Annotated in this window: 23 protein-coding genes; 14 read left to right on the top strand and 9 right to left on the bottom strand. The window is 35.7% G+C overall.

Going from position 1 to position 23,231, the window contains the following annotated elements; translation table 11 throughout:
• Window positions 1-69 precede the first annotated feature (69 nt).
• From DF281_RS03760 to DF281_RS03745, 4 genes are all read right to left on the bottom strand, one after another.
• A complete protein-coding gene (locus DF281_RS03760) occupies window positions 70-1,053 on the bottom strand; it encodes a sensor histidine kinase (protein ID WP_109348907.1) in 984 nt (327 codons plus the stop codon).
• On the bottom strand, window positions 1,050-1,742 hold the full coding sequence (locus DF281_RS03755; protein ID WP_109348906.1) for a response regulator transcription factor: 693 nt from the start codon (window positions 1,740-1,742) through the stop codon (window positions 1,050-1,052). Before DF281_RS03755 ends, DF281_RS03760 begins: the two co-directional genes overlap by 4 nt.
• 95 nt (window positions 1,743-1,837) lie before the next feature.
• Window positions 1,838-2,512: a response regulator transcription factor gene (locus DF281_RS03750; RefSeq protein ID WP_109348905.1), complete on the bottom strand. Its 675-nt coding sequence runs from the start codon at window positions 2,510-2,512 to the stop codon at window positions 1,838-1,840.
• On the bottom strand, window positions 2,509-5,124 hold the full coding sequence (locus tag DF281_RS03745) for a sensor histidine kinase (RefSeq protein WP_109348904.1): 2,616 nt from the start codon (window positions 5,122-5,124) through the stop codon (window positions 2,509-2,511). The genes DF281_RS03750 and DF281_RS03745 overlap by 4 nt, the downstream gene beginning before the upstream one ends.
• A 355-nt stretch (window positions 5,125-5,479) precedes the next feature.
• On the opposite strand from DF281_RS03745, the gene kdpA reads away from it, so the two are divergent.
• Genes kdpA through kdpC form a run of 3 tightly spaced genes read left to right on the top strand, consistent with a single transcriptional unit; the run spans window position 5,480 to window position 9,840 of the window.
• The gene (kdpA, locus tag DF281_RS03740; RefSeq protein ID WP_109348903.1) at window positions 5,480-7,180 is read left to right on the top strand and encodes a potassium-transporting ATPase subunit KdpA; all 1,701 of its coding nucleotides are present in this window, start codon (window positions 5,480-5,482) and stop codon (window positions 7,178-7,180) included.
• A gap of 10 nt (window positions 7,181-7,190) precedes the next feature.
• Window positions 7,191-9,215, top strand: a complete 2,025-nt coding sequence (kdpB, locus tag DF281_RS03735) for a potassium-transporting ATPase subunit KdpB (protein ID WP_109348902.1) — start codon at window positions 7,191-7,193, stop codon at window positions 9,213-9,215.
• 25 nt (window positions 9,216-9,240) lie between these two features.
• A complete protein-coding gene (gene kdpC / locus DF281_RS03730) occupies window positions 9,241-9,840 on the top strand; it encodes a potassium-transporting ATPase subunit KdpC (protein WP_172461963.1) in 600 nt (199 codons plus the stop codon).
• A 47-nt stretch (window positions 9,841-9,887) separates the two neighbouring features.
• On the opposite strand, the gene DF281_RS03725 is transcribed toward kdpC, so the two are convergent.
• Entirely contained in the window at window positions 9,888-11,582 is a 1,695-nt protein-coding gene (locus tag DF281_RS03725) for a methyl-accepting chemotaxis protein (RefSeq protein WP_109348900.1), read from the bottom strand.
• A gap of 238 nt (window positions 11,583-11,820) precedes the next feature.
• Between DF281_RS03725 and DF281_RS03720 the strand changes: the two genes are divergently transcribed.
• The 8 genes from DF281_RS03720 to DF281_RS03685 all read left to right on the top strand — a co-directional run bounded on the left by DF281_RS03720 (window position 11,821) and on the right by DF281_RS03685 (window position 16,441).
• Window positions 11,821-12,375 carry a sulfurtransferase TusA family protein gene (locus DF281_RS03720; protein ID WP_109348899.1) on the top strand — a complete coding sequence of 185 codons (555 nt, stop codon included), beginning with the start codon at window positions 11,821-11,823 and terminating at the stop codon, window positions 12,373-12,375.
• 20 nt (window positions 12,376-12,395) lie between these two features.
• Window positions 12,396-12,791, top strand: coding sequence for a DsrE/DsrF/DrsH-like family protein (locus tag DF281_RS03715; protein ID WP_109348898.1), 396 nt, complete (start codon window positions 12,396-12,398; stop codon window positions 12,789-12,791).
• A gap of 79 nt (window positions 12,792-12,870) precedes the next feature.
• Window positions 12,871-13,995, top strand: a complete 1,125-nt coding sequence (locus DF281_RS03710; RefSeq protein ID WP_109348897.1) for an MBL fold metallo-hydrolase — start codon at window positions 12,871-12,873, stop codon at window positions 13,993-13,995.
• Between the two features lie 27 nt (window positions 13,996-14,022).
• Window positions 14,023-14,250, top strand: coding sequence for a sulfurtransferase TusA family protein (locus tag DF281_RS03705; RefSeq protein ID WP_109348896.1), 228 nt, complete (start codon window positions 14,023-14,025; stop codon window positions 14,248-14,250).
• Window positions 14,251-14,276: 26 nt separating this feature from the next.
• Window positions 14,277-15,047 (top strand): sulfite exporter TauE/SafE family protein, encoded by a 771-nt coding sequence (locus DF281_RS03700; protein WP_109348895.1) that lies wholly within the window; start codon window positions 14,277-14,279, stop codon window positions 15,045-15,047.
• A 12-nt stretch (window positions 15,048-15,059) separates the two neighbouring features.
• Entirely contained in the window at window positions 15,060-15,407 is a 348-nt protein-coding gene (locus tag DF281_RS03695) for a rhodanese-like domain-containing protein (RefSeq protein WP_109348894.1), read from the top strand.
• Between the two features lie 10 nt (window positions 15,408-15,417).
• Window positions 15,418-16,050 (top strand): DsbA family oxidoreductase, encoded by a 633-nt coding sequence (locus DF281_RS03690; RefSeq protein ID WP_166636062.1) that lies wholly within the window; start codon window positions 15,418-15,420, stop codon window positions 16,048-16,050.
• 118 nt (window positions 16,051-16,168) lie between these two features.
• Window positions 16,169-16,441 (top strand): hypothetical protein, encoded by a 273-nt coding sequence (locus DF281_RS03685; protein ID WP_109348892.1) that lies wholly within the window; start codon window positions 16,169-16,171, stop codon window positions 16,439-16,441.
• A gap of 113 nt (window positions 16,442-16,554) precedes the next feature.
• On the opposite strand, the gene DF281_RS03680 is transcribed toward DF281_RS03685, so the two are convergent.
• The 3 genes from DF281_RS03680 to DF281_RS03670 form a co-directional block, all read right to left on the bottom strand.
• Window positions 16,555-16,752: a hypothetical protein gene (locus tag DF281_RS03680; protein WP_109348891.1), complete on the bottom strand. Its 198-nt coding sequence runs from the start codon at window positions 16,750-16,752 to the stop codon at window positions 16,555-16,557.
• A gap of 218 nt (window positions 16,753-16,970) precedes the next feature.
• Window positions 16,971-17,537: an undecaprenyl-diphosphatase gene (locus DF281_RS03675; RefSeq protein ID WP_109348890.1), complete on the bottom strand. Its 567-nt coding sequence runs from the start codon at window positions 17,535-17,537 to the stop codon at window positions 16,971-16,973.
• Between the two features lie 91 nt (window positions 17,538-17,628).
• Complete coding sequence (locus DF281_RS03670; RefSeq protein ID WP_109348889.1) at window positions 17,629-18,888, bottom strand: MFS transporter; 1,260 nt, start codon at window positions 18,886-18,888, stop codon at window positions 17,629-17,631.
• A 127-nt stretch (window positions 18,889-19,015) separates the two neighbouring features.
• Here DF281_RS03670 and DF281_RS03665 point away from each other — a divergent pair, with 127 nt between their 5' ends.
• Together DF281_RS03665 and DF281_RS03655 are read left to right on the top strand one after the other, a co-directional pair.
• Window positions 19,016-19,888 (top strand): glucosaminidase domain-containing protein, encoded by an 873-nt coding sequence (locus DF281_RS03665; protein ID WP_133538365.1) that lies wholly within the window; start codon window positions 19,016-19,018, stop codon window positions 19,886-19,888.
• Window positions 19,889-20,191: 303 nt separating this feature from the next.
• Window positions 20,192-21,589: a YfcC family protein gene (locus DF281_RS03655; RefSeq protein ID WP_109348886.1), complete on the top strand. Its 1,398-nt coding sequence runs from the start codon at window positions 20,192-20,194 to the stop codon at window positions 21,587-21,589.
• A gap of 55 nt (window positions 21,590-21,644) precedes the next feature.
• On the opposite strand, the gene DF281_RS03650 is transcribed toward DF281_RS03655, so the two are convergent.
• Window positions 21,645-22,397 carry an alpha/beta hydrolase gene (locus tag DF281_RS03650; protein WP_109348885.1) on the bottom strand — a complete coding sequence of 251 codons (753 nt, stop codon included), beginning with the start codon at window positions 22,395-22,397 and terminating at the stop codon, window positions 21,645-21,647.
• A 299-nt stretch (window positions 22,398-22,696) separates the two neighbouring features.
• Here DF281_RS03650 and DF281_RS03645 point away from each other — a divergent pair, with 299 nt between their 5' ends.
• A complete protein-coding gene (locus DF281_RS03645) occupies window positions 22,697-23,164 on the top strand; it encodes a hypothetical protein (protein WP_109348884.1) in 468 nt (155 codons plus the stop codon).
• Window positions 23,165-23,231 lie beyond the last annotated feature (67 nt).

Genomic DNA, 23,231 nt, shown 5'->3' with positions numbered 1-23,231 from the left:
GCATACGATGATTCAACGTGACTTTCGTTTGAATGACGTGACAATATGTCATTTAAAGTGACATTTTCGTCACACTGTATGAATTTCGTCCATTTTATTTGGGATCGGGAAGAATAATTTCACAGTTGTCCCTTCATTTAATTCAGATGTGACTTGAATGTTGATCTTTAGGCGATCCGCAATATTCTTGCTTAAATATAAGCCCATTCCTGTTGAAGCACTTTGTTTACGTCCGAATGATCCGGTAAAACCACGCTGGTACAATCTTGGTAAATCTTCTTTAGAAATGCCAACACCGTGATCGCGTATTTCCAAATATACGCGTTGATCGGCTGTTTGTTTACTCATTATTTCAATAGAACAACCATTCGGCGAATATTTAATGGCATTCGATAAAATTTGTCGAAGTATGAACTGAAGCCACTTTGCATCACTATGCACTTCATGTGTGACATCATCCATGTCGATTTCTAAATCCTTTTCTAAAAACCAGCTTTGAAGTGAGCGTATTTCTTTAATACATAGTTCTCGTAAAGGAAGTTGTTGTAAAATCAAATCTTTTTCCAATGTTTGCATTCGCAATGTATGCAATGTTTGATCAAGTAAGAAATTCATGCGAATCCATTCTAAATCAAGCTCTTGCTTCTTTTTTGAAGGTGGCAATGCATCAATCATCAACCGCTGTGCAGTAAGCGGCGTTTTCATCTCATGAATCCACATGACTTGCTCATCTGCCTGCTCTTGGAATTGGACGGACATTAAGTTTTCCTTTTGCTTTGTCTGTTCTAATAGCTTTTCAAATTCACGGTTGTATAAATCAAATAAACTATTGCCTTCAAAATGGAGAATCGCTTGATTTTTAAACTGCAAATGCCAAATAACGAGGCGGAAAATGACGAATACGATGAATAGTCCAATGGAAGTCATATTCAAATAGGCAATTGAAATCCCTTCAAAACCAGCATCTAAATAAAATAATAAATTCATCCAAAGTAGGAGAATGACGAAAAATAAGATCCAACTAATTTGATCCTTTATGAATAGTCGGATCATCGCTTCCCATCCTTTGTGATGGCCATATAACCAAGACCTTTTTTCGTTTCAATGGCATCATCTAAGTCAAAATCGCTTAATTTACCTCTTAATCGATTGACGTTTACGGTAAGTGTATTGTCATTTACAAATCGCTCATCATCCCACAACCGGCGCATGAGTTCATCACGCGATACAATTTCATCTTGATGCTCAAGTAGTACTTTTAAAATAAACTGTTCATTTTTAGTAAGATCCACTTGTGTACCGTTGAAAGTCATTGTACTGCTTGCGTAATCGATGTCTAAACCATTCCATTTCGTAAGATTATTCGTCGTAATGGTGTATTTGTATGTTCTACGAAGTATCGCTTGAACTTTTGATAATAGTACATCAATGTGAAAAGGTTTTTGAATATAATCATCCGCACCCATTTGCATCGCCATGATCATATCCATTGGTTGATCACGTGAAGATAGGAAAATAATTGGCACATCCGAAAGACTTCGGATTTCACGACACCAGTGAAAACCATCATAAGCTGGTAGTTGGATGTCGATGATGACAAGTGAAGGTGTGTGCGCATTAAACTCATCAATGATCCGATGAAAATCTTGCGCAATAACAACTTCCAAACTCCAAGATTGAAAATGTTCTTTAATTTGAGCAGCGATTGCCGCATCATCCTCTATAATAAAAATCTTATTCATATAAACACTCCTAATCGATCTGTCCACTTTATTGTAGCAAATTCAAATAGAAAAAGTGAAATCGTGTTTTCACACAACTTCACTTTCTCCATCATTTAATAATGAATCATTCGATAGCCGACTCGAATATGGGTTTGAATAAGTGGGGAATCAGCAATTTCAAGTTTTTTTCTCAAAGTGGCCATAAACACACGTAAATTAGGAATATCCGTGTCTAGTGCATCTTGCCAGATGGATTTTAACAAGAAATTATGCGTCAACACTTTGCCGACATTACGGCTTAAAACTTCGAGCAGCAAGTATTCATTAGGTGTTAAGTAAATTTCATGCTCGTTTACGCAAACATCCTGTGATAAGAAATTGATTGTTAATGGGCCATTCGTAAATAAATTGCTCGCCGGTTGAATTTCATCAACTCTGCGCAATGCAACGCGAATTCTCGCTAACAGTTCATCAATACTAAAAGGTTTCGTAATATAGTCGTCCGCTCCTAAATCGAGTGCTTCAATTTTATCCGTTTCATCATCGCGCGCACTAACGACGATGATTGGTGTTTTGCTCCAAGATCTCACTTTTTTAATAATTTCCGTCCCATCTAAATCGGGTAAGCCTAAATCTAAAATTATGATATGAGGTTGATAGGATAAGATTTTTTGCAATGCGTCTTGGCCAGTGACACTTAATTCATAAGAAAATTGGTTCAGCTCAAATGCCATTTTCATTAAGTTGCCAATCGCTAAGTCATCCTCGATTATTAAGATTTTCTTCATTCATGGTCACCACTTTCTAATGTAAAACCAAAGTTTGTTCCTCTTGGTTCATTTACTTGAATCGTTAATGTTGATTGATGTAATTGCAATATATTTTGGCAGAGGATTAAACCGATTCCTAATCCGCGCTGTTGATCATGTTGTTTGAATTGCATAATTCGATTTGGATTGAGTAAGTTTTGAATTTGTTCTTCTGATAATCCATCCCCTTCATCGATGACCTCAAATCGAATATTTCCGGATACTTCATGCACATTTACGAAGATTTTTCGATCCGCAGCTGTATGGTGAACAGCGTTGTCAATTAAGTTATGAAGTACTTGCGAAATCAATCGGCTATCCATTTTTGCAGTTGAAGTTGACTCCTCAATATTCAAAGAAATGGGGCGAGAGTTGTATGTTTTAATATGTTGAACGACTTCAAATAGTACATCTTCCACCACTTCATTTTGGATCGTAAGCGGGAAATTTCCGTTCGATAATTTGGAAGCAGCGAGTAAGTTTTCCACGAGTTGCACTAATCTATTCGCATTATAGGACAAGTCTTCATACATATTTTTTCTTTGTTCCATTGAAAGTAAGCGTTCATTCGATTTAAGTAGATCCACATTTCCCGAAATCGTTGTTAAAGGTGTTCTTAAATCATGAGAAATCGAACGGAGTAAATTAGATTGAATCTGTTCCATTTTTTTCTCATGTGCAACAGTTTCATTTTCTTTTAATAAGAAATATTGTTCATACGCTAAAGTAAATTCATTCGTAACTGCTTGCAGAATTTGTCTTTCAAAAGTAGGAAGCTGCTCTTTTTTCGAAAGGGTAATCGTCAGAACTGCAATCACCGCATCATTATGAAAAATCGGCAAATAAATCGCCTGCGCATCTTTAAAAATATCTGTTGTCATACCGGCTCTTTTTTGATTATGAACAACCCAATTTGCAATCGCGCGCTCATTTGCATTAAACAATTGGCTTTTAATTTGCGTGTTTTTCGTTTCGGATTGAATGATGCACTCAAAGAAGTGATTCTGAACAATTGCATCCTGTTCCACTTCATAAAAAACAATAGGTAATTCCGTTATTTTCATCATTTCATGACAACCAATGTGAATTAATTCCTTGTGAGACCTAGCACCTTGTAGATTTCGATTTGCTTCTAAAAGAGCTTCAACACGGTATGCATTTGAAGTTGCTAGCTTTTCTTGTTTTCGAATTTTTTTCATTAGACTACTCGTCAAAAACCCTGCAATGAACATGATTGTAAATGTCATGGGATAGTCATGGTGATACGCTTCGAATGAAAAAATTGGTGTCGTAAAAAAGAAATTGAATGTGAGAACGGCTAATGCAGAACTAATAATATTTAAGATCCAACCATCCGTCCAAAAGGCAATTAATAATACCGCAAAAATATAAATGGTGATCATATTCGATTCACTAATGCCTAGTTTTTCAAAAAACAGTCCTAATAATGTCGCAATAAAGAAAATGAAAAACATCTTACCAAAGTCACTCCATTTAAAAGAAACATCTACTTTTGGGAGTTTGAAGGATTTTGGAATATGATCTTGATCTGGCACGATAAAAAGGGCAATATTTGGAATTCGCTCGTTCAATTGGTCGGTGAGTTTCCTACGTGGGAAAGTTCGACCTTGGCTCAAAGTTTTGCCCACTACAATCTTAGTTACACCACTGATTTGGGCGTAGTTGGCGATGGCAGAAACAATGCCGTCATCTTTTACAGTAATAATCGTTGCGCCCAGTTGTTCCGCCAATTTCAAATTACTTTTCAACCGTAATTCATCCTCCGAAGACATCTCAACATCATCAAGCGCGACATATAGACAAGTGAATTTTGCATGAAGCGATTGGACGAGTCTGGCGGCTGTACGAATTACTTTTGCACTTGTAGGAGAACTACTCACGCCGACAAGAATATGTTCATTGACCGTTTTTTCAAAATTCTTTTGCTGTATTGTATCCGCTATTCTCCGTAATGCAGTTTCTCTCAAAGCAGTGAGGTTTTTAATAGTGAAAAAGTGATCTAACGCCTTTTCAGCACGTTCTTTTTGATAAATTTGGCCATTGGATAATCGATCAATCAATTCATCAGGTTCGATATCTACAAGTTTTATTTGATCTGCAGCATCAACGATTCGATCGGGAATTCTTTCACGAACTGCGATACCAGAGATTTTCTCAACAATGTCATGCAAACTTTCAATATGTTGAATATTCAAAGTCGAATAAACATCAATGCCGTGATTCAATAATTCTTCAATATCTCCGTATCTTTTCTCATGCCTTAATCCTGGTGTATTCGTATGAGCTAGCTCATCAATTAGCACGCATTTCGGATTCCTCTTCATGATGCCATTCAAATCCAATTCATTGAATGACTTCCCCTTATACATGACTTTAAGAAGTGGAACTTGCTCCAATCCTTCTATTAAAGCGGTCGTCTCAGGTCGCATATGCGGTTCTACATATCCAATGACTACATCGATTTTCCGCTCCAGTAAATCATGTGCTTCTTTTAACATCGTGTAAGTTTTACCTACACCAGCAGCATATCCGAGAAATATTTTCAATTTCCCTTTTTGATGAACAGTCATATTTCCACCACCTTTTCTCTATTATAACTACATTTTTTGTAAATTACTTTGATGAATGTCGTTCTTTATACCATCTTAATGTTTCGAGCGGTTATCTAAACACTACCTAAATCTCCTTTGGAATATAGTAAGGATACAAAATTCGAAAGGGTGATGAACGATGCTCGAACTATTAATGGTAGCCATCATGTTTAGCGGGTTCGGGGTTCTCTATTTACTAATGCTTTGGTGCAATAAAAATCATGATCAATAGGAGGTAAGTCAATTGTATGTACTTGGCGGCATCATCATTTGTTTATTTTTATACTTATTACACGCATTAACGAATCCAGAACAATATTAAGGTGGTGAGAAAATGTTTCAAATACTATTAATTCTCCTCATTTATTTACCGCTCGTATTATTAATGGGGAAATACTTAAACAAAATTTCAATGAATGAAAAAACAATCGGTGAGCGATTTTTCTCGCCTATTGAGAAGCTTATTTTCAAAGTGTGTGGCATTCAACAAGATGATATGTCAGGTAAGAAATATTTCTTATCTATGCTAGCTGTCAATTTTATGATGGTCGCAATCGGCTACATCATATTGAGAACGCAAAAATATTTATTTTTCAACCCAAATCAAATTGACAATATGGAAACAACATTGTCATTTAATACGATCATTTCATTTATGACGAATACGAATTTACAACATTATAGTGGTGAATCCGGACTTAGTTATTTATCTCAAATGATTGTCATTACATTTTTAATGTTTACATCAGCGGCTACTGGTTACGCAGTATGCATGGCATTTTGCCGAAAATTCATTGCGAAATCTGATGTGAATGGTAATTTCTTCGTCGACTTTACGAAAATTATTACACGCGTATTATTACCATTTTCATTTGTCATTTCTTTATCACTGATTTGGCAAGGAGTACCGCAAACATTACAAAAAAATACGACGATTACAACGCTTGAAGGGAAGCAGCAAGATCTTGCTTTTGGTCCAATTGCTTCATTGGAATCCATTAAACATCTTGGGACTAACGGTGGAGGCTTTAACGGAGCCAATTCATCTACACCTTTTGAAAATCCGACAGTCCTTACAAAAATTATTGAAATGTTGTCGATGATGCTTTTACCAGGTGCATGTGTTGTCGCATTTGGACTCATGATTGCTTACCGAAAAAATAAAAAATCTTGGATTGGCAAACAAGGTGCGGTGATCTTCACAGCAATGGCTGCTATTTTCATCGTTGGCTTAGTAACTGTTTACTTTGCCGAAAAAGCTGGAAATCCACTAATTACGCAATTAGGCATGGATCAGCAAGCTGGAAGTATGGAAGGGAAGGAAAGTCGCTTTGGTATTGCACAATCAGCACTTTTCACAACTGTAACGACAGCATTTACAACAGGTACGGTTAACAATATGCATGATACTTTAACGCCGCTTGGTGGACTCGTACCAATGTTCAATATGATGTTGAATGTCGTTTTCGGGGGCAAAGGCGTTGGTTTAATGAATATGATGATGTATATGTTACTTGCCATCTTCATCGCATGTTTAATGATTGGCCGTACACCACAGTTTTTAGGCAAAAGAATTGAAGCGAAAGAGATGAAGTTAATCGCGCTATGTATATTAGTGCATCCAGCGTTGATTTTAGGCTTCTCTGCACTCGCTGTAGCAACAGTAGGTGGTGTCGATGGAATCACGAACCCAGGAGCGCATGGGCTTTCTCAAGTGTTATATGAATTCGCTTCTTCTGCAGCAAATAATGGTTCAGGCTTTGAAGGGTTGGCAGACAATTCGACTTTTTGGAATGTGACAACGGGATTAGCGATGTTCTTTGGTCGTTATACATCCATCGCTTTACAACTAGCAATTGCGACATTAATCGCAAAAAAAGCGGTCAATGTGGAAACGGAAACAATGTTAAAAACAGATACACCAATGTTCGCTACTTTCTTAGTGGCAATTATCTTAATTGTTGGTGCTTTAACATTCTTACCTGCACTTGCACTCGGCCCAATATCAGAATTCTTACAAATATCGATGAAATAAGGTGAAATCAATGGAAGGTTCAAAAAAAGCAGCGTTTAGTCGTGAAATAATCTTCGGGGCTTTATGGCAAGGCATCAAGAAATTTAACCCTGTATATATGTGGAAAAACCCTGTCATGATGACCGTAGAAATCGGCATGGTTATTTCATTGATCTTAGTATTTTTCCCAAACGCACTTAGTAGTCACGAAAATCGAATATACAATGTCATCGTAACAATCATCTTATTTATCACTGTATGGTTCGCCAATTTTGCTGAATCAATTGCACAAGGTAGAGGGAAGGCGCAAGTTGACAGTTTGAAAAAGACAAAATCAAACACACAGGCACGTTTACTAATGGATGGACAAGAGAAAATGGTCGACTCTTCATCGTTAAAGTTAGGCGACTTAGTACTTGTAAAGGCTGGGGAGACGATTCCAAATGATGGCGAAGTAATCCAAGGTGTCGCCACGGTCGCTGAATCGGCAATTACAGGAGAATCAGCCCCCGTTATAAAAGAAAATGGTGGAGATTTTTCATCGGTAACGGGTGGTACGGTTGTAACGAGTGACTCACTATTAATAAAGATTACTGCAAAAGCAGGCGAATCATTTTTAGATCAAATGATTGAATTAATTGAAGGAGCAGTTCGTAAAAAAACACCAAATGAAATTGCGCTAACAACATTACTTGTTAGTTTGACGATCATTTTTCTTCTCGTCGTAGTGACGATGTTTCCAATGTTGAATTTTTTGAAAATCGATATTTCCTTTACTACATTAATTGCCTTTACAGTCTGTTTAATACCGACAACAATCGGTGGCTTACTTTCGGCGATTGGCATAGCAGGCATGGATCGCGTCACACAATTTAATGTCATTGCGAAAGATGGTCGAGCAGTTGAAGCATGTGGAGATGTCGATGTTTTGATTTTAGATAAAACTGGTACAATCACTTACGGAAACCGCATGGCGACTGAATTCTATGCGGTGAATCATTTTACACAACAAGATATTACAACGGCAGCATATTATAGTTCACAGCAGGATGATACCCCGGAAGGTAAATCAATCATTCAATTAGCACTTCAATTAGTTCCATCACTGTCCTTATCAGATGATCAGCAACAAAGCCTAATAGTCATTCCATTTTCGGCTCAAACGCGTATGAGCGGTGTAGATTGTGCGAATGGGGATGTATATAGAAAAGGTGCGTTCGATTCAGTCAAAAAATACGTAAATAATATGCCGTCGGATGCAGAAAAATTTGTAAAAGATATTTCGAATAAAGGTGGTACACCATTAGTAGTGACTAAAAATGGTGAAGTAATTGGTGTCATTTATTTAAAAGACGTTGTAAAAGCGGGGTTAAAAGAGCGTTTCGACCGTTTAAGACAAATGGGTATTCGAACAGTTATGTGTACGGGGGATAATCCATTGACTGCAGCAGCAATTGCGCAAGAAGCAGGTGTTGATTCATTCATCGCAGAAAGTAAGCCCGAAGATAAAATAAATGTCATTAAGCGAGAACAGGAACAAGGTCATGTTGTAGCAATGACGGGAGACGGCACGAATGATGCGCCTGCACTTGCGCAAGCTAATGTAGGTGTGGCTATGAATACGGGGACAAATTCCGCTAAAGAAGCAGCCAATATGGTCGATTTAGATTCGGATCCGACGAAAATTATCGAAGTTGTCAGCATTGGTAAACAATTATTAATGACACGTGGCGCATTAACTACTTTTAGTATCGCTAATGATGTAGCGAAATACTTTGCGATAATTCCAGCGATTTTAGTAGCGGGGATTCCACAGATGGAAAAATTAAATATTATGCATTTAGATTCACCAACTAGTGCGATCTTAGCTGCATTAATTTTCAATGCCATTATTATTCCTATGCTTATTCCAATTGCTTTAAAAGGCGTGAAGTATCAAGCGATTTCAGCGAATAAATTACTAACTAAAAATCTATTACTATATGGTGTAGGGGGTATAATTGTACCGTTTTTAGGTATCAAAATCATCGACTTATTAATTGCGCCGTTTATTTAATCGTTTGAGAGAAAGGATGTAAATTATGAATTGGATTAAAAGTTTGAAAAAGGCATTGCTCATCACATTAACTTTTATGGTCATTTGTGGCTTAATTTATCCACTTGTATTAACCGGAATTGGGCAAATAGCTTTTCCAAAACAAGCGAATGGAAGCTTAATAAAAGAAGATGGAAAAGTAATCGGTTCCTCATTAATTGGTCAGCAATTTGATGAGGAAGGACATTTTACATCTCGACCATCTGCAGTTGGATATAATATGTACGATAAAAGGGATACAGATTTTGCAGGGGTTAGCTCGGGCAGTAATAACTACGCACCTTCAAATCCAGCATTAATTGATCGTTTGAAAGAGTCGCTGAAAGAATTTGAACATCAAAATCCAAGTATTGCAAAGTCAGATATTCCAGCAGAGTTGATGACTGCATCGGGATCAGGATTAGATCCGCATATTTCGGTGAAAGCAGCGAAGGTTCAAATTCCAAGAATCGTCAATGAGAGTGGTTTATCTACTCAAGAAGTGAAAGGAATAATTGAAAATGCTACAGAACATAAAGTGTTGAATGTTTTTGGTGAGGAGAAAGTGAATGTTTTGGAAGCAAATCGTTTAATTGATCGAAAATAACAAAAAACGGAAACCGCGCGACAACGCAGTTTCCGTTTTTCTTATGCTTATAGTTTAAATTGTCTAACTGTTGCGTTCAATTGAGTAGCCATAGATGCTAAATCATCCGCATTTCCTGAAATTTGCTCCATCGAACTAGTCGTTTGCTGCACAGTAGCAGTTGTTTCTTCCACACCAGCAGCCGATTCTTCAGAAACAGAAGCAATCTCATCTACAGCAGATTGAATTGTTTGAGAAGACGTTACGATGCCATCTAAATCGGTTGAAATCTCTTTAACATTAGTAGCCATAGTTGATACTGCGTTACGAATGATTTCAAAAGTTTCATTCGTTGATTTGATTTGAGCAGTACCTTTAACAACTTCACCATAACCATTTTCTAATGATTGAGAAACTTTGACTGTATTTACTTGAATCTTATCTACAATCGTAGAAATATCACTTACAGATGTCGTCACTTGTTCTGCTAATTTACGTACTTCATCAGCAACAACTGCGAAACCTTTACCCGCTTCACCAGCACGGGCAGCTTCAATCGCAGCGTTTAATGCTAATAAATTCGTTTGATCTGCGATACTATTAATGACTTGAACTAAAGTAGAGATCTGTTCAGATTCCTTGTTCAATTCTTGCATATTAGTTACTGCATTACTCATAATATTGTCGATTGAATTCATTTGTTTCGTCGATTGCTGCATTAAATCAGAACCATCGTTTGTATAGGTTAATACAGCAGTGGAACTATTGAAAATCTTTTGACCATTTTCGCTTGCATGTTTAATGACAGATACAAAGCCGTCTGTAGTTGAAGCTAAATCACTGGCATTTGAAGCTTGTTCTTCAGAACCTTCAGCTAATTCCTGCATTGTAATGGCAATTTGATTCGAACCTTGCTTAATTTCATCAGCAGCTTGCGCTAATGAATCACTTTGATTAGCGACGTTTTGTGATACATGTTGCATCGTTCCCATCATATCGCGTAAACGATCCAATAGTAGATTCGCTTTACTATTTAATTGACCAATCTCATCTTTGCGGTCCATTGTTTCTTTTTCAAGCGTTAAATCTCCATCTGCGATTGTAGAGAGTTTCTTCGTAATACGTACGAGAGGTCTTGAAATGATTCTTGCTGTAATTACAGAAATGATCGTTGCTGATAAAACAGTGATTAACGCTAAAATAAATGTGAAAATTTGGATTTTCTTCGTTAAAGCAACTAAATCTTCACCTTCTTTAGTAACTTGTTTTGCACGTTCAGTAGTTAATTGGTCATATGAAGCGAGAATTTCCTTCGTAGTAGCACTTATAGAGGTTTGATTGGCAATTGCGACTTTTTCATTACCTTTCGCATACTCATCTATGATTTTAGTACGAACATCATTCGACCATTGATTAGTACGATCCATTAAGTCTTTTGCAAACTCTTTATTACTTAATTTATTGATGATTTCTTCATTTTCTAATCTTTTTTCATCATATAAATCGAACTGACTTGCTTCAATTTGATTTCCGGTAATAATATAGCCGCGTACAGAAGATACTTGTATAGCAAAGTTTGAAGCTGCTTTTTCATTTGCGATTTGAAGCTTCATTTCTTGCTGGATCATATTCTCTGTAGTTGCACGTATTTCTTTAAATGCTGTCAAACTTATGTAACTGTAAACCAATACAAATACGAAAACAATGGCAAAACTAAATAGAATTTTCGTCTTGATCGATTTGAAATTGAATAAATTTTTCAAAATAGTCCCTCCTATTAATATTATATATAGTATAAATGAATCGTTTAGTCTTTTCTGTTAATTTTTTGCTTTAATAACTAATATTTTAATTATTAATAAAATGTATTCATAAACTTTCTTGTTGACAATACCTAACGGGGTATATTAAAGTGTGAGTAGGAAATAACAAAACGGCATTGTTCGTTTTTATTTTTTAATGAAAATATACCCCTATCGGTATGAGGAGGAATTGTTTTCTATGAAAGTAGATCATCAATTAGATGTAACAGGGATGGCTTGTCCAATGCCCATCGTCAAAACAAAAAAGACGATGAATACATTAGAAGTAGGTGCTACGCTTGAAGTTGTATCAACTGATGCTGGCTCGAAAGCAGATTTACCAGCTTGGGCAGATTCAACAGGACATCAATATATTGGTTTAGTTGAGGAAGATGGAAAGCTGATTCACTATTTAAGAAAATGTGATCCATCGAAAGTAGAACAAGTTCATTTTGAAAAAACATTCAATGTTGAAAACTTAGATTCTATCAGTTCTGATTCTTTAGTCTTAGATGTTCGTGAGGAAGTTGAGTATGCTTTTGGTCATGTTAAAGGGTCTATTTCAATCCCTTTCGGTCAATTATTTGATAATTTATCGCAACTGAATAAGGACAAAACGATCTATGTAATCTGTCGCTCTGGTCAAAGAAGTGATTTAGCATGCCAGATGTTACAAAAAAATGGTTTTGATGAAGTTTTCAATGTGGAACAAGGTATGAATGGTTATAAAGGGTTAATCGAAAAAACAATTTAAATTTATTGGAGGAATTTATTATGTCAAACAAAGTAGCAATTATCGCAAGTAACGGTGGATTATTCGATGCATATAAAGTATTCAACATTGCAACAGCAGCAGCGGCAACAGAAAAGGAAGTAACAATCTTCTTCACATTTGAAGGTTTAAACTTCATTCATAAACAAGGAATCAATCATTTATCTGTACCAGCAGGTAGTGAGCAAGTAGCAGCTGGTTTTGAAAATGCAAATATCCCATCTATTCCTGAATTACTAGAAATGGCGCAAGATTTAGGGGTCAAATTCATCGCGTGCCAAATGACGATGGACGTAATGGGCATTAAAGCGGAAGATTTAGTGGATGGAATCGAAGTTGGCGGTGCAGTAACTTTCTTAGAATTTGCTAAAGATGCAGCTCCATCATTAAGTTTCTAATAAACAATTTGAGTTGTTCAAACGTATTACTTGAACAACTCTTATATTTCAAATAAAATATACCTATGGGGGTAATTGAATGACAACGAAATGGTCATCAAAGAAAATTGCAGATTATGTGATTAATAAAAAATCACTATTTATTTTAGATGTTCGTAATGAAGGAGACTTCGCTGATTGGAAAATTGAAGGCGAAAACTTTGAATACTTAAACATTCCATATTTTGAATTACTAGATGGAGTGGAAGATTTATTACCGAAATTACCGAAAGACAAGGACATTCTAGTCGTTTGTGCTAAAGAAGGTTCTTCAATCATGGTTGCCGATCTAATCCAAGAAGAAGGCTTAGATGTTGGTTACTTAGAAGGCGGCATGAAAGCTTGGAGTTCATATATTGAACCAATTAAAGTTAGTGATTTAAAAAATGGCGGGGAATTGTACCAATTTGTTCGTTTAGGTAAAGGTTGTTTATCTTACATGGTCGTTTCTCAAGGCGAAGCAGCGGTTGTAGATGCAGTACGATTTACAGATGTATTTGAAAACTTCGCAAACGAAAAAAACGTGACAATCAAATATGTATTCGATACGCATTTACATGCCGATCATATTTCAGGTGGAAGATTACTTTCCGAGAAAACAGGTGCAACGTATTATTTACCTGAAAAAGATGCGGAAGAAGTCGTTTTTAAATATGCGAAGTTAGAAGATCAAGCTTCATTCACAATTGGAGGATCGACATTAGATTTACAAGCAATTTATTCACCTGGTCATACTATTGGTTCAACTTCTATGGTTATTGACCATAAATATTTCCTAACAGGGGATATTTTATTCGTCGATTCAATCGGTCGCCCAGACTTAGCTGGACTTGCGGAGGATTGGGTAGGGGATTTACGCGAAACGCTATATACACGCTACCGCAAATTAAATGAAGATTTAATCGTTTTACCAGCGCATTTCATGGTAATCGAGGAATTAAACGCGAATGGTACAGTAGGTAAACGTTTCGGCGATTTATTAGTTGAAAATCACGGACTAAATATGACGGATGAAGAAGAATTCCGTAAAGCTGTAACGGATCATTTACCACCACAACCAAATGCATATACGCAAATTCGTCACGTCAATATGGGGAAAATTAGCCCAACAAATGAAGAACAAACAGAGATGGAAATCGGCCCTAACCGATGCGCAATTCGATAATAGTATATACTAGAGGAGACAATTAAAATGAATATTGATTTACAATTAGACGCAAAAGGGTTGGCTTGCCCAATGCCAATCGTACGTACGAAAAAAGCAATAGATACTTTAGAAGCGGGGCAAATACTAGAAGTAACTGTCACAGATAAAGGGTCGTTAGCAGATATTCCAGCATGGGCAAATGCTAGTAAAAACACAATTTTAAGTCAAGAAGTTAATGGTGAAGAAATAACTTTCACTATCCAAAAAGGGTAATGATCGGATAGAAAGAAGGAAATACCTTGGATTTTCTATGGATCTTGACAATATTCGTTCTCGGTTTAGTCGGTAGCTTTGTTTCAGGTATGTTAGGTATTGGTGGGGCAATTATTAAATTTCCCCTCCTTCTTTACGTACCACCGCTTTTAGGCTTTACAGCTTTCACATCCCATGAAGTATCCGGGATTAGTGCGGTTGAAGTAATGTTTGCGTCATTAGCAGGTGTATTAGCGTATAAAAATGGCTCACTACTTAATAAACCGTTAATTATCACGATGGGATCTGGGGTCGTAATCGGTAGTTTCATTGGTAGTTTTGCTTCAAGTTCTTTTTCCGAAACAAGCGTCAATATGGTATATGGTGTATTGGCAATCATTGCCGCAGTGATGATGTTTATTCCGAAAAAGAAAGTTGAAGATCAAGCAGACATTCTATTCAATAAACCACTTGCATTCAGCTTAGCAATCATCGTCGGCCTTGCATCCGGAATTGTCGGTGCTGGTGGAGGATTCATCCTTGTGCCAATCATGCTCGTTGTTCTAGGCATTCCAACACGAGTTACAATTGCTTCAAGTTTAGCAATTACATTGCTTGCTTCGATTGGTGGTTCGATTGGAAAGATTTCGACTGGCCAAGTAGAATGGCTTCCAACAATTATTATGATTATTGCAAGCTTAATCGCTGCTCCAATTGGGGCAAAAGTAAGTAAGAAATTAAATATCAAAATTCTACAAGTTTTCTTGGCAATTTTAATATTAGCAACTGCCATTAAAATTTGGATGGATATCTTATAGGAGAGATGCGACATGGTTTGGATTGTCATTGCGGTCATTGTGCTATTTTTAATCATTCGAATGAAGCCTGCAAAAGGTGTTGAACAAATTTCAACAAGTGATTTAAAAAGTATCATCAATCAAAAAAATGCGAATCAATTATTAATTGATGTACGCACACCTGCCGAATATAAAGGTAGACATATTAAACAATTTAAAAACATGCCACTAGGTTCGAATTTCAGTACTTTAGATCAAAATAAAGAAGTAATCGTTATTTGCCAAAGTGGTATGAGAAGTATGCAAGCTTGTAAACAGCTTAAAAAACAAGGATTTACATCAATTAAAAATGTTCGAGGCGGTATGAATGCCTGGAACTAGGAGGCATATTATGAAGATCGAAATATTTTCAGACTTTACTTGTCCATTTTGCTATATCGGCAAGACAAAACTAGCGAATGCAATTGAAAAAGTAGAATTAGATGAAGCACCAAATATGATTTTTAGAAAATACGAAATACATCCTGAAATCGAAGGTAGTATAGACATACCTTATAAAGACTATATGCTTGACATGATGGGCGGAAATCAACGCAAATTGGATGAATTTCTTGAAGAATTAACAGCGCATGCAAAAGAAGTTGGATTAGACTTTAATTTCGATACAATGATTGGTGCGAATACGGCTGATGCACACCGTCTAGGGAAGTGGGTAGCATCCGAAAATTTGGATCAACAATATACGGATTTACTAATGAAAGCTCACTTTACAGATGGAAAAGATTTATCAGATCGAAACTTTCTGTATACAGTAATTGAACAAATAGGATTATCAAAAGAGATAGCAAAAGAAGTATTAGAAGAAGATAAATTTGCTTATGAACTTGAAATGGATCAATACGCTGCGCAACAAATTGGTGTTGAAAGCGCGCCGTTTTTCGTTTTCGACAATCGATTTGGTATAATTGGCGTTGAACCAGAAGAAGTATTTACCAGAACTTTAAAACAAGTTACAGGTAATTAATTCCAAAATTCATACAAATTCATGTCACATGTGCAAACCAACTACTGGAATTGTTCAAAATATGCTATTCTACATAGTGGGATATCGAACGATTTATAGATTATAAAGGAGTGTTCATATGACACGCGTCTTTTCGCGCTTCGCATTCGTATTCGTTTTTGCTGGATTATTTTTCTTAATTCCACCATTTACGGATCAATCAATTGAATTTTTATCAGGGAACTTTTTCATCTTTTCAGGTTTCTTTATTTACATGATTGGCTGTGTATTAACTGCAGTCAGTATTGTTAAGAATGAGAGAAGTGTTATGAGTTTCGTCAATATAATTGGCGTTTTAATCGGTATGGCTTTCGTAGGTTTCCTTATGATGTCTACTGGTGCAGCAAAATAATGAAAAGTATTTGTCGATCATTTAATGGTCGGCATTTTTTTATCGAAAAAAAGAAGCTTATCAATGATGACTATTGATGAGCTTCTATGTGAAAATAAACACGGTTCGTACACCTAACCTTTCAAATTGTAGACTGCGATCACTGTCGGTACGAAAGATACAACGAAAATTGCTGCATACCATCCTGCGGTTCTAAGAAGTGAGAACTCAACACGTTTTCTATGAGCATAGAATGCATCAAGCCAAATTGCACAAACGAGAGGGATCGAAATCAAACTAACACCGATTAAAATAATATCATATAAGTTCATTAGAAATTCCTCCTTTGTTATATACATCTCCTGAAAACTGTGACAACTTTGTGACTTAATCATATACTTCGTTCACAAATTTGTCAATAAATAAGGATAAAACGCTTTCAAATAGCTAAAAACGGTATTTTATAATATTTTTATTACTTGCATTTTTATTTAAAATAGCACAAATGAAAAACAGGAAACCTGTGATACTAGGTTCCCTGCTGGAATGACTACATTTTTTTTGGTAATAATGGAATAGCATTATAAATTGAAATAATGAAGTTCGCAATTGGATTTACAAGCCATTTCATTTTAGAAAAGATCCAAGCTACTAAAATACCGACAATAATTCCTGCTAAAACATCCCCTGGATAATGATTTCCAACATATATACGAGAGAAGCCAGTTAATAATGCAAATAACATCATAATTACGCCGAGTTTTTTATGGCGAAGCGCAATGGCAAACGCAAGAGCAATTGCTCCGGTCGTATGATCACTTGGAAACGAAGCGTCAGCGGCATGATCCACAAGTATATGAATGTCATCATGCGTTACAAAAGGTCGTGCTTCAAAATAAATTTTACTAATAAGTACATTAACTAAAATACCAACGGCACCTGAAATAGCAGAATAAACAACCGTTTTTTTCATTTGTTCCTTGCCAAAGAACCACATTAGTAATAAAACAACGGCAAATACATGGACTGCGTAGTTAGTGGCGAATTTCATTACATCGTCAATCCAACCTACTTGTCCGGCCAATCCATTGATTGACTTTAATAATTCATAATTCAAAAAGGTCACTCCTAATAAAGATTCAGTAGTTATTGTATCATAACTTTACACCTTTACTAGAACAGTTTTTATTACAAAAAGGTTGCAAACATTAGTAAATTTCTGTTTTCGGATCATGTTTTTTAAGTAATATAACAAAAAGACTACCTAATACACAGAAACCACCAGCCAACATAAATGCGAATGAATAGGAATTGAAGATGTCGAAAATCACGCCACCAGCATATGCAGCAAATGAAGCGCCGAGTTGATGGAACGCAACAATCCAGCCATACATCATAGCGCTTTTTTCGATGCCGAATTCCCGTCTAGCTAAGCCAATTGTTGGTGGGACAGTTGCAATCCAATCTAAGCCGTAAAAAATGGAAAAGACAACTAACCAAGTGTATGAACCACTATTCAATGCGAATGGAAGGGCTAAAAGCGATAGTCCACGTAATGAATAGTAACAAAATAATAACCAACGATTATCGATTTTATCGGATAAGAAACCCGACAATGTCGTGCCGATTAAATCAAAAATTCCCATAAAAGATAGCATGGAAGCGGCAACTACTAAAGGAAAACCGAATGTCATGCAGTAACTGATGAAGTGCGTACCGATTAATCCACTTGTAGAAAGTCCACATATGAAAAAACTACCAGCTAATAACCAGAACGCCTTTGAACGTAAACCTTCTATTAAAGAGTTCCATACGAGTACAAACGGATTTTTTGAAAGATTATGTATTGGAGGTGGAGGTGAATCCGAAAGTTCTCCGTATTTCTTCAATTGAATTGATTCTGGTGTATCTTTCATAAATAGTAATAAAATAACCGTCATGATAATCGCCAAAAGTAAAATTAGTTTAATTGCGGCTTGCCAATTATATTGCTCAACTAATATGGCTAGAACAGGTAATAGAACGAGTTGTCCCGTGGCCGTGGCAGCAGTAAGTATACCGACGGCCAAACCACGATGTTTTGAAAACCATCGATTGGCAACTTGTGTACTTAAAACGGTTAAGAATAATCCAGAGCCCACGCCAATTAAAACACCCCATATTAAGATTAACTGCCATTGTTCCTTCATATATAATGTAGCCAAAAGTCCGACAGCTAATAAGCCCATAGAATAAACCATCACTCTTTTGAGTCCGAAAATTTCGACAAATGCGGCCATGAAAGGACCAGATAAGCCGTATAAAAATAATCCGACAGCAAAAGCGAGTGAAATATTTGCTCTACTCCATGAAAACTCAGCTTCAAAAGGTTCTATAAAAACACCGGAAGATGATCGAACGATTCCAGCAACTATGATGGATATAAATGTGATGATTAAAATGACCCAACTATAATGTATTTTTCGCATGCAGCACCCCGAATTGTGAATTATTAGTTTATTTTATCATAATTAATCTATGGTTGCTTAGGAATATTTAGGTCATAAAAGGGTAAAGAGTGAAGACGTAAATTATGTAAAATTTAATAAAAGGTGGTTGAATGAAATAAATATTTATAAGGGGTTAAGTGTATTAGTCATCATAGGTGCAATGTCATCAATTAATAATATGACAGTGGAGGCAGCAAATAGCGTTCCATTCATTGAAAAAATCAGTGAAGATGCTTCTGAAATTGCTCAACAACATAATATTTATGCATCCGTAATGATCGCTCAAGCAATACTAGAATCAAATTACGGAAGAAGTCAGCTAAGCCAAGCTCCTTTTAATAATTTATTCGGTATAAAAGGACAGTATAATGGTGGAACAGTCGACTTTAGAACGATGGAAGACGATGGCAATGCTCAATTATTTTCAATTAAATCATCCTTTCGTAAATACTCAACAACGAATGAATCTCTTGAAGATTATGCGAATTTAATGAAAAACGGCTTGAAAAGTAATCCGTTCTATTATATGAAAACTTGGAAAAGTACTAGTGATCATTATGAAGAAGCGACTCAAGCTCTTCAAGGAGCATATGCCACTGACTCGAAATATGCAGAAAAACTAAATGAAATTATTGTCCGCCATCACTTAACCGAATTTGATGAAGTATTAATACTAGTACCTACAAAATATATTGTTATTGAAAAAGGGGATACTTTAAGTACGATCGCGAAGGAATTCAAAATTTCAACAGATCAATTATTTATATGGAATGATCTTGATTCAAATGAAATTCAAGTTGGTTCAAAGTTAGTTATTGCTGTCACTGATCAACAAATGAATGAAGCAAATGAACCACAACAGGTCTTGCGCAAACAACCACAAAAGTTGAATAGCCATAAAGAAAAAAGATTCGTACGACGAAAGTTAGATCCACTAGTAGTAAGCCACAAAAATATAAAACATTTAATTCGACTTTAACGAAAGGAAAGAAAGTATATCTCGTGAAAAATGGCGATTCGATTCCATCCATTGCCAAGAAGTTTAATCAATCAGAAAAAGTATTAATCGAATTAAACAGGTTGGATTTATCATTTGTTTATGAAGGTCAAAGGCTAATTATAAAGTAAAATCGGAAAACGTATTTCTTGTATGCGAGAAATACGTTTTTTGAATATTCCACGAATAAAAAATCTATTGTATAAAAATAATTCTCTATGTATAATTATTATTGTATTTAAAATCAATTTAAGTCATCATTATTCGTTTATAAGGAGTTATATTATGTTTAAAAGAAAAAAAGAAAATAGTGAGGGACAAGGAGTTAATGCATACGTATTAATATTCTCATTAATCGTTATATCAGCGATTTTGACGTACATAGTCCCTGCTGGTCACTACGACACTGAAGATAAAGATGGGCATAGTGTGTTAATTGCAGATTCATTCAAATTTGTAGAAAATACACCTGTTCAATTTCTAGATATATTCACGAGTATTCACGAAGGGATGGTAAATGGTGCAGGGACAATCTTCTTCGTACTAATCATCGGTGGGGTATTCGGTATTATGAATGCTACTGGCGCACTTGATACATTCATCGTTACATTCGCTGAAAAAATGAAGCGCAAAGAAAAACTGATGATTCCTGTTTTCGTCCTATTCTTCGGAATTTGTGGCGCAACAATGGGTATGAGTGATGAAGTAGCGGTTTATGTAGCTTTAATTGTACCTTTAACAATTGCACTTGGATTCGATGCTGTAACCGGCTTCGCAATCGTTGTAATGGGTGCTTGGATGGGATTCACCGCTGGATTCCTAAACCCATTCTCGACAGCAGTTGCACAAGGTATTGCCGAATTACCAACGTTCTCTGGTATGGGCTTCAGAATCGTCATTTTCATCATCTTCTTTTCAATGGCGTCATACTTTATTTACCGTCATGCTTCTAAAGTTCAGAAAAATCCTGAACTGGGTATTTACGGCAAGTTTAGTGCATTTAGTCCACAAGATAAAGATGTCACATTAAAAATGACTTTACGTCATAAATTAGTATTATCAGTATTTTTATTGAATTTTGTTGCACTTATTATCGGTGTAAAAGTATATGAATGGTTTATTCCTCAATTAGCTGGATTATTCTTATTAGCGGGTATTATTATGGGGATTGTTGGAGGGCTGAATCCTTCGAAAATCGCTGATAGCTTCGTTAAAGGAGCGAGTGAGTTAATTGGTGGAGCATTAATAATCGGTCTTGCTCAAGCAGTACTTGTAATCTTCCAAAGTGGTGGATTATTAGATACATTATTACACTTCATGGGTGATATGTTAGCAAATGTTCCTTCAGCGCTTACAGCTGTCGCAATGATGTTCATTCAAATGGTCATCAATTTCTTAATCCCATCACAAAGTGGTCAAGCAGCATTAACAATGCCGATCATGGCTCCATTAGCAGATTTAGTTAATGTTACACGTCAAACTGCTGTATTAGCTTTCCAATTAGGTGATGGTATTGCCGCATTATTATTCCCGACAAACGGGGCGTTAATTGCCGCATTAGCGGTAGCCGGAATTCCGTGGAATAAATGGGTGAGATGGTATATTCCATTTTTCATCGCACAAGTTATTGTCAGTGTCATTATTTTAATCGTAGCGCATTATATGAACTACGGGCCGTTTTAAAACGTTAAAAGGGATGTATCGTGTTAAGCCACGGTACATCCCTTTTGTATGTTCGCTAATCTTCACGCCTTGGATCTAATCCTTTAATAAAGAACAAGCTTTGATTAGCAATTCGCTCTTGGTCATAATCAACAGGTGCATAATGATAACTATCGTAAAGCATGACCAGATGCTTTTCTCTAGAGCCAATTTTCGTCAGCATTTGATCGGCATCTTTTGGTGCATAAACATGGTCATCAATCGATTGCAAAATTAGTACAGGTGCATGAATATTGACTGCATCTTTAAACAATCTAGAGCTAACCTCAGTCAATTCCTTAATTAAACTAACGGGAACATTTTCGAATACTTTTACTTTGGCACGATTGTTTTTGATATCAATTGTACCTGTAGGAAGTGTGATTTCGGAACTGTTCATCGCGACGGAAACTAGTTTTTCAGGAGGGGCAAATAATGAATTCAATAAAATTAATCCTGCAATTTCATTATTACTCGCAATTTGTTGTGCAAAAGCACCACCCGTAGCAAAGCCGAATAAAATTGTATATTCAAGTTGATCGCTGAATGAATTAAATTCGTCATACAATTTGTGATAAATTTCATCAATCGTTTTGTTTTGTAATACTTCTTCATTTTCATCGTGACCAAGTAAACAAGGAATTTGAACAGAATAACCTGCTTCTGCAAAAATCTCACCAATTTCCATTAAATTCTGCGGACTTCCAGTTAAGTCATGAATCATAAAAATTCCAACATTTTTGCCAATAAATTCAAAACTTTGATCTGATTTTTGATTTAGTATGGACATAAGTATCACCTCTTGCTAGTATTTATACCCTAAAATTAGTCATTTTAACTCTATTATATTTGTCGAAATTTGTTGTATAATGATGATTACAATTCCAGTGAATACGCTATTTGCAAGATTGTAAAAATCCGTAAGTTTGAACCATAATAATTTTTTAAACGAATATTAATATTATATTTCAAATCTAACAAGTTTTGTATTATGTGAAATGTTAATTTAATGCTATTCTTAAGATATATGTGATAATCTTATAAATAGATTATAGAGAATTAAAGAATGTAAGTTTTGGGGGAGTAATTATGAGAGTAATTATATGTGAAGAAGATTATAGCTATATTGAAATCGTACATAGTACATTAGAGAAGTACGCAACTTTAAAAGGAATTAATGCCGAGTTTAATTTAACAACTAGAAAACCTTCAAGCGTCATAAAATCGTTAAGTGGTAGTATGGCAGAATTTTATTATATTAGTTTAGATTTAAGCGAATCAATTAAAGCAGAAGAATTAATTGAAGCAATTAGAAAAGAAGATCAAAACTGTTTGATTGTTGCGTTATCACAAAATCCTGAATCATTTAATGCAAAATTAATAGAACAATATAATATTTTTGCAACAATTGATATGTCAGATCGAACAACAATGACTGAACAATTAAAAAGCTCATTAGTAGACGGTTTTCAACATTATAAATCGTTAAATTATTTCGGCTCTTTGTCAAATAACGTTGGTGAGAGTTTTCAATTGAATAAAAATCGATTGGTTTGAGCGAGATCACTTTTCATTTATGAAGCGTGGCTCGCTCTTTTTAATGCGAAGTGTAAATAGATTCGGT

It is taken from the genome of Kurthia zopfii, from assembly GCF_003143955.1.
Taxonomy (GTDB): domain Bacteria; phylum Bacillota; class Bacilli; order Bacillales_A; family Planococcaceae; genus Kurthia; species Kurthia zopfii.
Note: the sequence above shows the minus strand (reverse complement) of the source record. Positions and strands in the feature narration are given on the sequence as shown.